This is a genomic window from Sandarakinorhabdus sp. DWP1-3-1 (assembly GCF_049896705.1).
Taxonomy (GTDB): domain Bacteria; phylum Pseudomonadota; class Alphaproteobacteria; order Sphingomonadales; family Sphingomonadaceae; genus Sandarakinorhabdus.
Window position 1 is genome coordinate 127,485 of record NZ_JAFCUV010000003.1, and the last position, 14,728, is coordinate 142,212.

General features: G+C 69.4%; 14 protein-coding genes. 8 read left to right on the forward strand and 6 right to left on the reverse strand.

All coding sequences use genetic code 11. The features are described from left to right. Positions 1 to 12 precede the first annotated feature (12 nt). From ACP7AI_RS14325 to pheT, 5 genes are all read left to right on the forward strand, one after another. Positions 13 to 1,251: a dicarboxylate/amino acid:cation symporter gene (locus tag ACP7AI_RS14325; protein WP_426168694.1), complete on the forward strand. Its 1,239-nt coding sequence runs from the start codon at positions 13 to 15 to the stop codon at positions 1,249 to 1,251. Between the two features lie 216 nt (positions 1,252 to 1,467). Next, positions 1,468 to 1,671 (forward strand): 50S ribosomal protein L35, encoded by a 204-nt coding sequence (gene rpmI / locus ACP7AI_RS14330; RefSeq protein ID WP_426168696.1) that lies wholly within the window; start codon positions 1,468 to 1,470, stop codon positions 1,669 to 1,671. Between the two features lie 12 nt (positions 1,672 to 1,683). Continuing rightward, entirely contained in the window at positions 1,684 to 2,055 is a 372-nt protein-coding gene (gene rplT / locus ACP7AI_RS14335; RefSeq protein WP_426168698.1) for a 50S ribosomal protein L20, read from the forward strand. A gap of 106 nt (positions 2,056 to 2,161) precedes the next feature. Then, on the forward strand, positions 2,162 to 3,247 hold the full coding sequence (gene pheS, locus ACP7AI_RS14340) for a phenylalanine--tRNA ligase subunit alpha (RefSeq protein ID WP_426168701.1): 1,086 nt from the start codon (positions 2,162 to 2,164) through the stop codon (positions 3,245 to 3,247). Continuing rightward, positions 3,244 to 5,649 (forward strand): phenylalanine--tRNA ligase subunit beta, encoded by a 2,406-nt coding sequence (pheT, locus tag ACP7AI_RS14345; RefSeq protein ID WP_426168704.1) that lies wholly within the window; start codon positions 3,244 to 3,246, stop codon positions 5,647 to 5,649. Before pheS ends, pheT begins: the two co-directional genes overlap by 4 nt. Before the next feature lie 82 nt (positions 5,650 to 5,731). Here the strand turns inward: pheT and ACP7AI_RS14350 are convergent, their stop codons facing one another. Beyond that, positions 5,732 to 6,520 (reverse strand): OmpA family protein, encoded by a 789-nt coding sequence (locus tag ACP7AI_RS14350; protein ID WP_426168705.1) that lies wholly within the window; start codon positions 6,518 to 6,520, stop codon positions 5,732 to 5,734. 173 nt (positions 6,521 to 6,693) lie between these two features. On the opposite strand from ACP7AI_RS14350, the gene ACP7AI_RS14355 reads away from it, so the two are divergent. Continuing rightward, a complete protein-coding gene (locus ACP7AI_RS14355; protein ID WP_426168707.1) occupies positions 6,694 to 8,013 on the forward strand; it encodes a hemolysin family protein in 1,320 nt (439 codons plus the stop codon). On the opposite strand, the gene ACP7AI_RS14360 is transcribed toward ACP7AI_RS14355, so the two are convergent. From ACP7AI_RS14360 to ACP7AI_RS14380, 5 genes are all read right to left on the reverse strand, one after another. After that, entirely contained in the window at positions 8,007 to 9,716 is a 1,710-nt protein-coding gene (locus ACP7AI_RS14360) for a M20/M25/M40 family metallo-hydrolase (RefSeq protein ID WP_426168710.1), read from the reverse strand. The genes ACP7AI_RS14355 and ACP7AI_RS14360 overlap by 7 nt on opposite strands. A gap of 83 nt (positions 9,717 to 9,799) precedes the next feature. Next, positions 9,800 to 10,168 carry a DoxX family protein gene (locus ACP7AI_RS14365; RefSeq protein WP_426168713.1) on the reverse strand — a complete coding sequence of 123 codons (369 nt, stop codon included), beginning with the start codon at positions 10,166 to 10,168 and terminating at the stop codon, positions 9,800 to 9,802. Then, entirely contained in the window at positions 10,165 to 11,232 is a 1,068-nt protein-coding gene (locus ACP7AI_RS14370; protein ID WP_426170137.1) for a phosphotransferase family protein, read from the reverse strand. The genes ACP7AI_RS14365 and ACP7AI_RS14370 overlap by 4 nt, the downstream gene beginning before the upstream one ends. Before the next feature lie 32 nt (positions 11,233 to 11,264). Beyond that, positions 11,265 to 12,497 (reverse strand): phosphoribosylamine--glycine ligase, encoded by a 1,233-nt coding sequence (purD, locus tag ACP7AI_RS14375; RefSeq protein WP_426170139.1) that lies wholly within the window; start codon positions 12,495 to 12,497, stop codon positions 11,265 to 11,267. Positions 12,498 to 12,584: 87 nt separating this feature from the next. Beyond that, positions 12,585 to 12,974 (reverse strand): hypothetical protein, encoded by a 390-nt coding sequence (locus ACP7AI_RS14380; protein ID WP_426168716.1) that lies wholly within the window; start codon positions 12,972 to 12,974, stop codon positions 12,585 to 12,587. Positions 12,975 to 13,061: 87 nt separating this feature from the next. Here ACP7AI_RS14380 and xseA point away from each other — a divergent pair, with 87 nt between their 5' ends. Next, positions 13,062 to 14,498: an exodeoxyribonuclease VII large subunit gene (gene xseA / locus ACP7AI_RS14385; RefSeq protein ID WP_426168719.1), complete on the forward strand. Its 1,437-nt coding sequence runs from the start codon at positions 13,062 to 13,064 to the stop codon at positions 14,496 to 14,498. Next, positions 14,495 to 14,713: a DUF2093 domain-containing protein gene (locus ACP7AI_RS14390; RefSeq protein ID WP_426168721.1), complete on the forward strand. Its 219-nt coding sequence runs from the start codon at positions 14,495 to 14,497 to the stop codon at positions 14,711 to 14,713. Before xseA ends, ACP7AI_RS14390 begins: the two co-directional genes overlap by 4 nt. The last annotated feature ends 15 nt before the right edge of the window (positions 14,714 to 14,728 follow it).

Below are 14,728 nucleotides of genomic sequence, written 5' to 3' on the forward strand. Positions count from 1 at the left end.
TCAGGCGCGAAGATGGACATTTCAAAGCCGCCGGTGCGGCCGCCGGGCCGGATGCCGGGACGATCGACCCGTATCCTCATCGGCCTGGCCGCCGGACTGGCGACGGGTGTTGCCATCGCCGGCAGCAATGTCGCGGCGCCGGTCGTGGCGATCGCGCGACCGGTCGGCAAATTGTGGATCGACGCGCTGACCATGACCGTGGTGCCGCTGGTGTTCTCGCTGCTGGTCACCGGCATCGCCGGGGCGGCGGGGAGCGCCGGCGGACGCGTTGCCCGGCAAGCGATGCTGTGGTTCGCCGGCCTGCTGGTGCTGGCGTGCGTGGCGGCCGCGGCAGCGACGACACTGGCGCTGGCGGCCTGGCCGGTGCCGGCGGAGGCCGGTGCGCTGCGATCTGCGGGGCCTGCGCCCGATATGGGCGCGGCGGGCGCCTGGCTCGACAATATCATCCCGACCAACCCGCTCCGCGCGGCCGCCGACACGGCGATGGTGCCGCTGGTGGTGTTCGCCATGTTCATGGGGTTCGCGCTCAGCCGCATCGATGCACCGCTGCGCGAGGCACTGCTGGCGGTGTTTAAGGGGCTGGCACAGGCCATGCTGGTCATCGTCGGCTGGGTGCTGTGGCTGGCACCGATCGGCGTGTTTGCGCTGGCGATCGGCGTCGGGCTGACCGCGGGCGTCGGCGCGGCGGGCGTGCTCCTCCATTACATGGTCATGGTCATCGGGGCGTGCCTGCTGGGCATCGCCCTTGCCTATGCGGCGGCGGCGCTGGCCGGGCGGCTGTCACCGCTGGCCTTCGGGCGGGCCGCGCTGCCGGCGCAGGTCGTCGCGATGAGCACCCAGTCGTCGCTGGCATCGCTGCCCGCGATGATCGCGGCGGCGGCGCCGCTGGGCGTCGATCGCGCCGCTGCCGGCATCGTGCTGCCGCTGGCAGTCTCCATCTTCCGCATGTCGAGTGCGGCCGCCAATATTGCCGTGGCGATCTATCTCGGCCATGTCCATGGCGTCGAACTGAGCCTTGCCACGCTGGCGCTGGGCGCGCTGGTGGCGGCGGCGGTCAGCGTTGCCGCGGTCGGCCTGCCGGCGCAGGTGTCGTTCTTTGCCGTCGTCGGGCCGGTGTGCCTTGCCATGGGCGTGCCGCTGACGCTGCTGCCGCTGCTGCTGGCGATCGAGACCATCCCCGACATCTTCCGCACCATCGGCAATGTCACCGGCGGCCTGGCGGTGACCCGGATCGTCGGGCGAGCTGTTTGACCAGGGCGGCACCGGCCCGCTCCCCCGCCCGGCCGCCCAACGACAGTATGCTGAACTGGGTGGCCGGGCGGGGGAGCGGGCCGGTGCCGACTCCCGACAACCGATCACCGGTTGCATTGCCGGCCCCGCATCGTTATAGCCCCGCCTTCGCATGACCGAACCGCCCGGCTGAATGGGCTGCCGTGGCTGTTCAATGATGCGTCCACAGGAGACGAAATGCCCAAGCTCAAGACCAAGAGCGGTGTGAAGAAGCGCTTCAAGATCACCGCGTCCGGCAAGGTCAAGCATGGTGTCGCTGGCAAGCGTCACCGTCTGATCAGCCACACTGCAAAATATATTCGCCAGAATCGCGGAACCTCGGTGCTTGCCAAGTCGGATACTCCGACGATCAAGCTCTGGGCGCCGTACGGCCTGAAGTAGGAGGGCCGGTAAATGGCACGCGTCAAACGTGGTACGACGACTCACGCTCGTCACAAGCGGATCCTGGAACAGGCGAAGGGCTATTATGGCCGTCGCAAGAACACGATCCGCATCGCCAAGCAGGCCGTCGAAAAGGCCGGCCAGTACGCCTATCGCGATCGCAAGGTAAAGAAGCGCAGCTTCCGCGCCATCTGGATCCAGCGCATCAACGCCGCTGTGCGCGAACAGGGCCTGACCTATGGCGTGTTCATGCACGGCACCAAGCTTGCCGGCATCGAGATCGATCGCAAGATCATGGCCGACATGGCGATGCACGAACCGGAAACGTTTAAGGCCATCATCGCGCAGGCCCAGGCCGCGCTTGATGCCAAGGTCGCTGCGTAACACCAGCCCGACCTGACGGACATCGAGGGGCGCGGAAGGGGAGACCTTTCCGCGCCCCTTTTGTTTTGGCGCTCCAACGGCTAACCGGCACCCCCGGGGAGAGACAATGACCACCGATACCGACAGCCTGCAGGCCGACATCCTCGGCCAGATTGCCGACGCCGCTGCCCCCGAGGCGCTGGAAACCGTCCGCGTCGCCGCGATGGGCAAGTCCGGCAGCGTCACCGCGCTGCTGAAGACATTGGGCGGCATGTCGCCCGAAGATCGCCAGGTGCAGGGCCCGCGCCTCAACGGCCTGCGCGAGGCGATCACCGCGGCGCTGGCCGCCCGCAAGACCGCGCTCGAAAGCGCCGCGCTCGATGCCCGCCTCGCCGCCGAGCGCCAGGACATGACGCTGCCGGTGGCACTGCCGCCGCAGGGCAGCATCCACCCGGTCAGCCAGGTCATGGACGAGCTTGCCGAGATCTTCGCCGACCTGGGCTTCACCGTCGTCGCCGGGCCGGAGATCGAGGACGACTGGCACAATTTCACCGCGCTCAACATGCCGGAAAGCCATCCGGCGCGGGCCATGCACGACACCTTCTACGTCGCCGAACAGCCCGATGGCGACAGAAAGCTGGTGCTGCGCACCCATACGTCGAACCTGCAGATCCGCACGATGATGACGCAGGAGCCGCCGATCCGCATCATCGCGCCCGGCCGTGTCTATCGCAGCGACAGCGATGCCACCCACACGCCGATGTTCCACCAGATCGAAGGCATGGTGATCGACAAGGGGACGACGCTCGCCAACCTGCGCTGGACGCTCGAAACCTTCATCAAGGCCTTCTTCGAGGTCGACGACGTCACGCTGCGCTTCCGCCCGAGCTATTTCCCCTTCACCGAGCCATCGGTGGAGGTCGATGTCGGCTATTCGTCGAAGACCAACAAGCCGGCGAGCGGCGACGCCGTCGACAAATGGCTGGAGGTGCTGGGCAGCGGCATGGTCCACCCGCGCGTCATCGCCGCCTGCGGCCTCGACCCGACCGTCTATCAGGGCTTTGCCTTCGGCTGCGGCATCGACCGGCTGGCGATGCTCAAATACGGCATGAACGACCTGCGGCCGTTCTTCGACGCCGACCTGCGCTGGCTGAAGCACCACGGCTTCTCGGCTTTCGATGTCCCGACGCTCAGCGGCGGAGTCTCGGCATGAAGTTCACCCTGTCCTGGCTCAAGGAGCATCTCGATACCGACGCCGGTGTCGAGGCGATCTCGGTCGCGCTGACGTCACTGGGCCTCGAGGTCGAAGGCATCGACGACCCGTCGGCGCGGCTCGCCCCCTTCACCATCGCCCATGTGCTGACGGCGGAACGCCACCCCCAGGCCGACAAGCTGCAGGTGCTCAGCGTCGATACCGGCGCCGGCGCCCCGGTGCAGGTCGTCTGCGGCGCCCCCAATGCGCGGGCCGGCATGAAGGGCGTGTTCGGCGCCCCGGGGACATATGTTCCCGGCAGCGACATCACGCTGAAGGTTGCCGCCATCCGCGGGGTCGAATCGCGCGGCATGATGTGCTCGATGCGCGAGCTGGAACTGTCGGAAGAACATGACGGCATCATCGCCCTGCCCGACGACGCCCCCGTCGGCGCGCGCTATGTCGACTATGCCGATCTCGCCGACCCGGTGTTCGACGTGGCGATCAACCCCAACCGTCAGGATTGCATGGGCGTGCGCGGCATCGCCCGCGATCTCGCCGCCATCGGCGTTGGCCGGCTGAAGACGCTCGCTGATGCCTATCGCGTCACCGGTTTCGACGTGCCGCGTTCGGGCGCCGGCCCCGACATCCGCACCGACGACCCCGCCGGCTGCCCGGCCTTCCACGCCTGCACTGTCAGCGGGGTGACCAACGGGCCGTCGCATGCCTGGATGCAGAAAAAGCTGAAAAGCATCGGGCAAAAGCCGATCTCGGCGCTGGTCGACATCACCAATTTCGTGATGTTCGACCTCGGCCGGCCGCTCCACGTCTACGACCGCGCCAAGCTGACCGGCGCGCTCGTCGCGAGGAAGGCCCGCGCCGGCGAACAGGTGCTGGCGCTGAACGGCAAGACCTATGCCGTCGACGACACCATGACCGTCATCGCCGACGACACGCAAGTCCATGACATCGGCGGCATCATGGGCGGCATGCATTCGGGCTGTGCGCCGGACACCACCGACGTGCTGATCGAATGCGCCTATTTCGATCCCGACAGCATCGCCCGCACCGGGCAGAAGCTGATGCTGACCAGCGATGCCCGCTCGCGCTTCGAACGCGGCGTCGACCCAGCGTTCCTCGACGACGGCCTGGCCGTCGCGACGCATCTGGTGCGCGAACTTTGCGGCGGGAGCGCCAGCGAGATCGCCCGCGCCGGCGTTGCGCCGGTTGCGACACGCACCGTGCAATACCGCCCGTCGCGGGTGCTCGGCCTTGCCGGCATCGATGTCGCCGAAGACGAGCAGGCCGACATTCTTGCGCGCCTCGGTTTCGGCGTCGTCCGCGGCGACAGCTGGACCATCACCGTGCCGAGCTGGCGCCGCGATGTCGGCGTCGCCGGCGCCACCGAAAGCTGGGACGGCGAGGCCGATATCGTCGAGGAGATCGTCCGCATCCACGGCCTCGACCGTGTGCCGGCGACGCCGCTGCCGCGCCGCGAGGGCGTCGCACTGCCGACCGCGACCGCTGCCCAGAAGCAGGAGCGCCGCCTGCGCCGCGCGCTCGCCGCCCGCGGTGCCGACGAGGCGATCACCTGGAGCTTCCTGCCGCCGCGCGAGGCCGATGCCTTCGGCGGCGCCGCCTGGACGCTGGCCAACCCGATTTCCGCCGATCTGGCCGCCATGCGGCCGTCGCTGCTGCCCGGGCTGTTGTCGGCGGCGCGGCGCAACGCCGATCGCGGCCAGCCGGGCGTGCGGCTGTTCGAGCTCGGCCAGCGCTATCTCGCCGATGGCGAGCATGCGACGGCAGCGCTGCTGCTGGCCGGTGAGGCCCGCCCGCGCGGCTGGCAGACCGGCAGCGCCACGGCGTTCGACGCCTATGCTGCCAAGGCCGAGGCGCTCGCAGCGCTCGCCGTGCTCGGCGCGCCCGTCGACCGGCTGAGCGTCGCGGTGCCTGCCGATCGCTGGTGGCATCCCGGCCGCGCCGGCCGGCTGGTGCTCGGCAAGGCGGTGCTCGCCGATTTCGGCATGGTGCATCCGGCGACGCTGGCGGCGTTCGACCTCAAGGGGCCCGTCGCGGCGTTCGAGCTCTATCTCGACGCGCTGCCGCCCCGCAGCCGCAAGCGCGCGACCTATGCGCCGCCCGTCCTGCAGGCGCTGACCCGCGATTTCGCCTTCGTGATCGACGACACGACGCCGGCCGACACGCTGGTCCGCGACGTCACGCAAGCCGACAAGACGCTGATAACCGGGGTCCGCCTGTTCGACCGCTTTGCCGGCCCGGCGATCGGCGCCGGCAAGGTCAGCCTGGCCATCGAGGTGACGCTGCAGCCGACGGCGGCCACACTGACCGATGCCGAGATCGAGGCGGTTTCGGCGAAGATCATCGCCGCGGCGGCAAAGGCCGGCGGCGTGCTGCGCGGCTGAGAATCGAAGGGCGCCTGCGGACCGTCATCCCCGCGCAGGCGGGGATGACGAGTCTGGCGCAGGACGCATCCCCTGGCCGCGATCAATAACGCGGCGGCGGCGGATAGCCGCCCTGGGGAGGGTAGCCACCCTGGGGAGGGTAGCCACCCTGGGGCGGATAAGGCTGCCCCGGCCGCGGCGGCTGGCCCGGGCGGGCGCCCTGGTAATCCTGCTCGGTCACCGGCGACAGCTTGATCTCGACGCGGCGGTTCTGGGCGCGGCCGGCCTCGGTGTCGTTCGACGCGATCGGGAACTGCTTGCCGAAACCGCGGGTCGCGACGCGGGCACGGTTGACGCCCTGATAGCTGAGGTAATCCGCCACCGCCTGCGCCCGCTGTTCCGACAGGCGCTGGTTGATCGCGTCGGTGCCGATCGCATCGGTATGGCCCGACACGTCGATGAAGGTCGACTGATAGGTCGCCAGCGTCTGCGCCACCTGGTCGAGCGCCGGGCGGAATTCGGGCTTCACTGCCGACGAGTTGAAATCGAAGCTGATGCCCGACGGCAGCTTGATGTTGATGTCCTCGCCCTGGCGCTCGACCTCGATGCCGGTGTTGGCGGTGCGGGCGCGCAGTTCGCGCTCCTGCTTGTCCATATAGCCACCGATGGCGCCACCTGCGATCGCGCCGATACCGGTGCCGATCAGCACCTCGGCGCGATTGTTGCGGCCGCCGAGCAAGGCGCCGAGCAACGCACCCGCACCGGCCCCGGCCAGCGCCCCGCCGCCGCCGCGCGACAGCGTCTGCTGCCCGGTGTCGGGATCGGTGACGCAGGCGGCAAGCGCCAGCGACGAGGCGATGACGGCAACGGTGATCCTGGTATTGAAGGCCATTCTCGGCTCCCTTTTCAATCTTCGTGACGATAGCGCCGGTTCGTTAACGCATAATGGCTCGGTAACGATTGCGCGTGAGCCGAACATGAACGGAAGCCCCTTCGCGCTACGCCCGTTTGCCACTATCATGGTGCCGAGCGGGCAGCCCAGCCCCGCGCCGAATCCCGGAGCCGATGCAGCCTTTCCCCTGGTTGGACACCGCCATCATCGTGGCGCTGATCCTCCTCAACGGCTTTTTCGCCATGTCCGAAATGGCCATCGTGTCGTCCCGTCGCCCACGGCTGCGCGCGCTCGCCGGCTCCGGCCAGCGCGGCGCCCGCTCGGCACTGGCACTCGCCGAAAATCCCGGCAGTTTCCTGTCGTCGGTGCAGATCGGCATCACCCTCGTCGGCATCATCAACGGCGCCTATTCGGGCGCCACGCTGGCGGTGCCGGTCGGCCAGCGGCTGAGCCTGTGGTTCGGCTTTCGCCCGGCGCTGGCGGAGGAAATCGGCTTCGGCGTCGTCATCGTCATCACCACCTACCTCTCGCTGATCGTCGGCGAGCTGGTTCCCAAGCAGTTCGCGCTGCGCAATCCGGAGCGCATCGCCGCTTTCGTCGCCCCGATCATGGCGGTGGTCAGCCGCGTCGCCACCCCCGCGGTCTGGGCGCTCGACCATTCGTCGGCACTCGTCTTCAAGCTGCTCGGCCAGGCCCAGCACGGCGACAACCGGGTGACGGAGGAGGAACTGCGCTCGGTGGTGCAGGAAGCCGAGACCGCCGGCGTCATCGAGGAAAGCGAGCGCCAGATGATATCGGGCATCATGCGCCTCGCCGATCGTCGCGTCCGCGGCGTGATGACCCCGCGCGGCGCGATCGACTGGATCGACTGCGACATGGACGATGCCGCGATCCGCGCCCACCTCGCCGCCAGCCCGCACACCCGCCTGCCGGTTGCGCGCGGCAGCGTCGACAACATCATCGGCGTGCTGCAGGCGCGCGACATCGTCCAGGCGCTGATCGAGGGCCGCCCGCTCGACATCGCCGCGCTGGCCAAATCGGCGCCGGTGCTGCCCGATGTCATCGATGCCGTCGATGCGCTCGCCGTGCTGCGCGACGCCGCCATCCCGATCGCCCTCGTCCATGACGAATACGGCCATTTCGAAGGCATCGTGACGCCGGCCGACCTGCTCGCCGCCATCGCCGGCGAATTCCGGTCGGACGTCGACGATGCCAGCGACCCGCCGGCGGTGGAGCGCGACGACGGCAGCTGGCTGTTCTCGGGCAAGCTGCCGGCCGATGAAATGGCCGACCGGCTGGGCTTCGACCTGCCGGAGGCGCGCGACTATGAAACCGTCGCCGGCTTCATGCTCGAACATTTCCGCCACCTGCCCGAAACCGGTGAAACCTTCACGCTGCGGCGCTGGACTTTCGAGATCGCCGACATGGACGGCCGCAAGATCGACAAGGTGCTGGCGACCCCGGTGCGGGCGATGCTGTCCTCGCTTCAGTAGCCGTTCTTGAGACTGTAGACGGCCACGCTGGGTGCCAGCACGTCGGTCCGCACCCATAGCGCCAGCCCGGCGGCGACAGCGATGAGGACCAGCGCCGCGAGCAATGCCGTACGGCGCGGGACCGGCGGCAGCAGCGGCCACAGCAGCAGCAACAGCAGCGGCGTGAACACGGCGACGACGCTCGGCATGCCGGGACCGATGCCGAGCATCACGAAATGCGCCAGGTTGCCGGCAAAGGCGATGCCGAAGACGGCCGCCAGCGCCGGGGCGACGACGCCGAGCCGCGGCAGCAGCGCCATGCCCAGCGCCGCGACCAGCAGCGGCCAGGCCAGCACCGGCGCACCGGCCGGCAGCAACGCCTGCACCGCGACGGCGAGCACCAGATTGAGGCCGAACAGCCCCAGCCAGTTGCCGTGCAGCGCCCGCCAGCGGCCAGCCATCGCGATGGTCAGCGCCAGCGCCGCCGTCATCAGCAGCAGCACCTGCCATTCCAGCCGCGGCAGCGCCGCCAGGCGATCATAATAGTTGGACTTGCGGTCCGCCCCCGACAGCATGTTGGCGCCATAGGCGAGCACCGCCGTCGCCAGCGCAAAGGCGACGCCATCGGCGACCCCGGCGACGATTTCGCGCCAGCGCCAGCCGCGGCCGCGAATGGCAACGAACGCGAACCCCGCCGCCGCGACCAGCACCAGCCAGCCGACCCACGCCGGATAGGCGATGATGACGGTGCCGAGCACGTCGCTGAACACCGTGTCGGGCGCCCGTTCGGGCAGCGCCGGCGCGGTCAGCAGCGCGCGGGTGATGTCGAGGCCCTGGGCGCCGAGATGCTGCAGCGCCCGGCGGTCGAGCGCATCGGGTGTCGCCAGAGGCGAATGATAGAGCCCGGCATCGCCGATGAAGGCGAAGTTGACGCCCGGGATGCCGCGCAGCTTGGCGGGCGTGAAATCGGTCGAATTGGGCAGCAGCTCATAGATCTTCACCGCCAGCGAGTTGGCGGCGGGATCGGCGACATTGGCGGCGAACAGCCGCATCAGCGCGCCGTTGCCGGGCCCCGTCTCGAACATCGACGCACGGCCGCCACCGCCACGGGTTTCGAGATTGACCAGCACGCCGACCCGCGCCGCCAGCGGATCGCCGGCGGTGCCATCGGCAAAGAACGCGCGCGCCCCGACCAGCCCCAATTCCTCGGCATCGGTCAGGATCAGCGCCAGGTCGCGGCGCTGGCTGGCCTGCGGGATGGCGCGGGCAAGCTCGAGCGCCGCGGCGACCCCGGCGGCATCGTCGGCGGCGCCGGGGGAGCCCCAGACGCTGTCGTAATGCGCCATCACCGCGACCAGCGGCGACACCGGATCGCTGCCGGGGCGCAACGCCACGATGGTCCGCGCCATGGCGGTGTCCGCCACCGGGCTGCCCCATTCGCGCAGCCGCGCCCGTGATTTCGGCGGCAGCGGCGCGTCGACGGTGCGGACGCTGAAGCCGAGCGCCGTGAGCCGCCGGACGAGATAGGCGTGGACGGCGGCATTTTCGGCGGAGCCCGTCGGGTGCGGCGCCCGGGCGATGACGCGGACATCGGCCATGGCGCGATCGGCCGAGAACACGTCCGCGGGTGCCGAGGCGGGCCGCGGCGCCGGCGGGCGCACCGCCCAGATCCCGAGCAAGGTGGCGGCGACGATCGTCACCACCAGCGTCAGCCATTTTGTCATCGTGATCCCTGCCCCACCCGCGGGGCCTTGGTGACGCGCCACCGCGCGTAGCGCAAGCCCGTCCCCCGCGCAGAACGCGAGTTTCAGCGCCCGGGCAGCGTGTCGCGCCGCATCGCGGTGATCATCAGGCAGGCGGCGAGCAGCACGATGGCCAGCAACGGCGAGCCGCCCAGCACGGTCAAGTGCGCGATGACGGCGCCGATCATCACCACCGTCAGTACCGCCCCGCCCAGCGCGATGCGGCGCGGCCACAGCAATGCAAGGGCGCCGGCGACTTCGAGCCCGCCGGTCAGATAGCGGAACCATTGGCCGAGCCCGACGGTGGCGAACACTTCCACCATCTGCGGGTCACCGGTCAGCTTTTTGTACCCAGCCATCAGGAAGATCGCCGCCGCCGCAAGCTGCAGCGACCAGGCCAGGTACAGGATGGGCTTGGCCGGCGTTGCCGTCATGCACCGACCTTGCGCGCCTGCTCCCAGGCAAGATCCGCAAGAAGCTCGACACCCTCGGCGGTCTTCTTCGCATGGGCGCTGGCGGCGGTGCCGCGCACGACGCGGCCGCGGATGCCATGGATGATGCCGGCCAGCCGGAACATGTTGTAGGCGACGTAGAAATCGAGGTTCGGAATGCCGTCGCGACCGGTGCGCGCGCAATAGGCGGCGACATATTCATCCTCGGTCGGGATGTTGAGCGCGGCGAGGTCGTTGCCGATCAGGCCGGTCGTCGCCGACGGCGGCATCCGGTACATCATCAGGTGATAGCTGAAATCGGCCAGCGGATGCCCCAGCGTCGACAATTCCCAGTCGAGCACCGCCAGCACCTTCGGCTCGGTCTTGTGGAAGATCATGTTGTCGCAGCGATAATCGCCATGGACGACGCTGACTTCGTCGCCGGCCGGGATGTTGTTCGGCAGCCATTCGACGAGCTTGTCCATCGACGGCACCACGCCGGCGTCCTTGTCCTCCAGATACTGTTTCGACCAGCGCCCGATCTGGCGGGCGAAATAATTGCCGGGCTTGCCGAAATCCTGCAGCCCGGCCTTTTCGATGTCGACCATGTGAAGGTCGGCCATCGTCTGGTTCATCGCATCGAAATAGGCGCGGCGTTCATCGCGCGGCACGTCCGGGAAGGTCGCATCCCAGATCACCCGGCCATCGACGCAGTCCATGACATAGAACCAGGTACCGATGACGGCATCGTCCTTGCACAGGCCGAACGTCCTTGGCGCCGGAAAGCCCTGGCCGTGCAGCGCGGTGATGACCTTGTACTCGCGATCGACGGCATGCGCCGACGGCAGCAAGATGCCGGGGGGTTTCCGGCGCAGCACGTAATTCTGGTTCGGCGTCAGCAGCTTGTAGGTCGGGTTCGACTGGCCGCCCTTGAACTGTTCGATGGTCAGCGGGCCGGCATAGCCCTCGACATTCTCGCGCATCCAGACGTCGAGGCGGGCCGGATCGATCTCCTGTCCCTGCCGGACTTCGCCGGTGCCGGAAAACTGCTGCTGGCGTTCACTCATCTGCACGCTGTTCGTCCTTGTTGCCGCGCCGCCTATACCCGCCCGATATCGCGCCGATAAAAGCCGCCATGCCAGCGGATCTTTCTGATAGCCGCATAGGCGAGCGACCGCGCCTCCCCGACATCATGTCCCAGTGCCGAGATTGCCAGCACCCGGCCGCCGGCGGCAACCAGCTTGCCCGCCGCATTGCGCCGCGTGCCGGCATGGAAAACCTGGACGCCGAGCGCCTCGGCCGCCTCGACCTCGTCGATGACCGTGCCGGTGATCGGCGCGCCCGGATAACCCATGGCGGCATAGACGACGGTGACCGCCGTTTCCGCCGACCAGGAAGCCGCCGCCTCGTGCAGGCGGCCTTCGGCGCAGGCGAGCAGGATCTCGACCAGGTCGCCGTCGAGACGCAGCATCAGTGCCTGCGCCTCGGGATCACCGAAGCGGCAGTTGTATTCGATCAACTGCGGCCCCTGCGGCGTCAGCATCAACCCGGCATAAAGCACGCCGGTATAGGGTGTACCGGCCTCGGCCAGCGCCTTCAGCGTCGGCTTGATGATGGTTTCGATGGCCTGGTCGCGCAACGCATCGGTCAGCCGCGGCGACGGCGAGACGACGCCCATGCCGCCTGTGTTGGGCCCGGTATCGTCGTCGAACGCCCGCTTGTGATCCTGTGCCGACGGCCAGATCGAGATGGTCTTGCCGTCGGTCAGCACGAACAGGCTGGCCTCGGGGCCGCTCAGGCATTGCTCGATGACCACGGGGCCATCGATGTCGGCGAGCGCGGCCAGTCCCTCCTCGTTGGTCTCGGCGACGGTGACGCCCTTGCCGCCGGCCAGGCCATCGGCCTTGACCACCACCGGCAGCGGATGGACGGCGACATAATGATGCGCGGACGCCGCCGACTTGAAGCGGCGATAGCCGGCGGTCGGGATGCCGGCGGCACGGCACAGGTCCTTGGTAAAGCCCTTGGAGCCTTCGAGCTGCGCCGCGGCGGCGGTCGGCCCGAAGGCCGGGATCCCGAGCCCGCGCAGCGCATCGACGACACCGGCGACGAGCGGTCCTTCGGGGCCGACGACAACGAGCCCGATGGTGTTGGCGCGGACAAAGGCGGTGACCGCTGCCACGTCGGTGATATCGAGGTCGACGCATTCGGCCACCGCGGCGATCCCGGCATTGCCCGGCGCGCAGACCAGCCGGCCGGTCCGCTCCGACTGGCGCAACTTCCAGCACAGCGCATGTTCGCGGCCACCGCCGCCCAGGACCAGGATATCGATACTACTCATGCGGCTGCTTCTAACAGGACAGGGCGCAACGGCAACGGCAGCGACCGGCGAAACGGCCCGATTTTTCGCGAAGCGCGATCAGGCGCCGCGCGTCAGCGTCTGGGCATAGCTGTTGCCGGGTTCCGTGCAGGCCAGCGTCACCGATCGCCCGTCACCGGCCAGCGCGCCGCTGCAATGGCCGGCAACGCTGTCGGTGCGATAATCGAGCTGGATATCGCGCCCGATGACGGTGCCGCCGGCAGACACGAAGCCGGCAAAGCTCCAGCGCGTCACGGCGAAATTGCTGCCGGTCTGGACGATGACCAGCGCATCGCCGTCCTTGTCGGTCCAGGTGCCGGCCAGGCCCGGCGGCGGCGGCGCCGCGGGCGCTGCCGACGGCATGCCGCCGGTATCGATCAACTTCGCCGCCAGCGTGCCGAGCACGCCGATCACCGCGACGGCGATGGCAACCTTGCCGGATTCGGTCATCGGGCGTCTCCTGCGCCGATCATAGCGCCGCCGGGCAAGGATCGCAGCCCACTTTCCGCCGCGACGCATCGCGCCTATGTGTCGGGGATGGACGACATCGTCACCAACACGCCCGAATATTCGGTCAGCGAGATCGCCGGCGCGCTGAAGCGCACGGTCGAGACGGCGTTCGGCCAGGTGCGGGTACGCGGCGAGCTGTCGGGCTTTCGCCGCCACAGCTCGGGCCATTGGTACGGCTGCATGAAGGACGCGTCCGCGCTGATCGACCTCGTCATGTTCAAGGGCAGCGCCGCCACCCTGGCCTTCCAGCCCGAAGACGGCATGGAAGTCGTCGCCACCGGCAAGCTGACGACCTATCCCGGCCGCTCCAAATACCAGATCGTCGTGGAGCGAATGGCGCCGGCCGGGGTCGGCGCGCTGCTCGCCCAGATCGAGGCACGCCGGCTGAAACTCGCCGCCGAGGGCCTGTTCGACGTCGCCCGCAAGAACCCCCTGCCCCACATCCCGCGCGTCATCGGCGTCGTCACCTCGCCGACCGGCGCCGTCATCCGCGACATATTGCACCGGCTCGCCGATCGTTTCCCGCGCCACGTCCTGGTCTGGCCGGTCGCCGTGCAGGGCGAGGCCGCCGCGGCGCAGGTGACCGCGGCGATCGCCGGCTTCAACGCCATCGCTCCCGGCGGGCCGATCCCGCGCCCCGACCTGATCATCGTCGCCCGCGGCGGCGGCTCCATCGAGGATCTTGCCGCCTTCAACGACGAGGCCGTCGTTCGCGCCGCCGCTGCCAGCGCCATCCCGCTGATCAGCGCCGTCGGCCACGAGACCGACACCACGCTCATCGATTTCGCCTCCGACTGGCGCGCCCCCACCCCCACCGCCGCCGCCGAGCGCGCCGTGCCGGTGCTCGCCGAACTGAAGGCCGCGCTCGCCATGCAGGCGGCGCGGCTCGACCGCGCCGCGGCGCGTGCCGTGGCACAGCGCCGCGAACGCGCCGGCGCGGCGGCGCGGCTGCTGCCCAGCCCGCGCTCGCTGCTGCAATTGCCGGCCCAGCGCGCCGACGATCTGTTCGACCGGCTGCCGCGCGGGCTATCGGCGACCGCCAGCCGCTGGCGCGGCCGCGCCATGAGCGCCGGGGCGGCGCTGCGCCCCGCCCTGATCGCCGGCCGGCGCGACCGCGCGGCGACGCTGCTCGCCGCCGCCACCACCGGGCTCGATCGCGGCGCCCGCGGCGTTGCGGCCCGCGAACGCGCCCGGCTCGACACGCGCAGCGCCCGGCTGCGGCCGACGCTGCTGCTGAATGCGGTGCGCGCCGACCGGGCGCGGCTCGATCAGGCCGGCCGCCTGCTCGGCAGCCTGGGGCCCGACCAGGTGCTGGCGCGCGGCTATGCGCTGGTGCTGTCGCCCACCGGCCGGTTGGTGCCCAGCGCCGCGGCCGCCGCCGCCGAAACCCGCTTGACGATCCGCTTCGCCGATGGCGAAACCCGGGTGACGACGGGGACGCCTGTCCAAGGAAGACTGTTATGATGCTCGACACCCTCGGCCGACCGGCGCGCCTGCGCTATCTGTCCGGATCCTACCACGTCATCGCGCCGGGTGATTTCGTCACCTGCGCCGTCACCGGCAAGCGCATCGCCCTGACGGCGCTGCGCTACTGGAGCCATGAGCTGCAGGAAGCCTATGTCGATGCCGCGGCGGCGACGACGCGCTTCAGCGAGATGCGCGACAAGGGAAAGATGTAGGGGCAAGATGTAGCA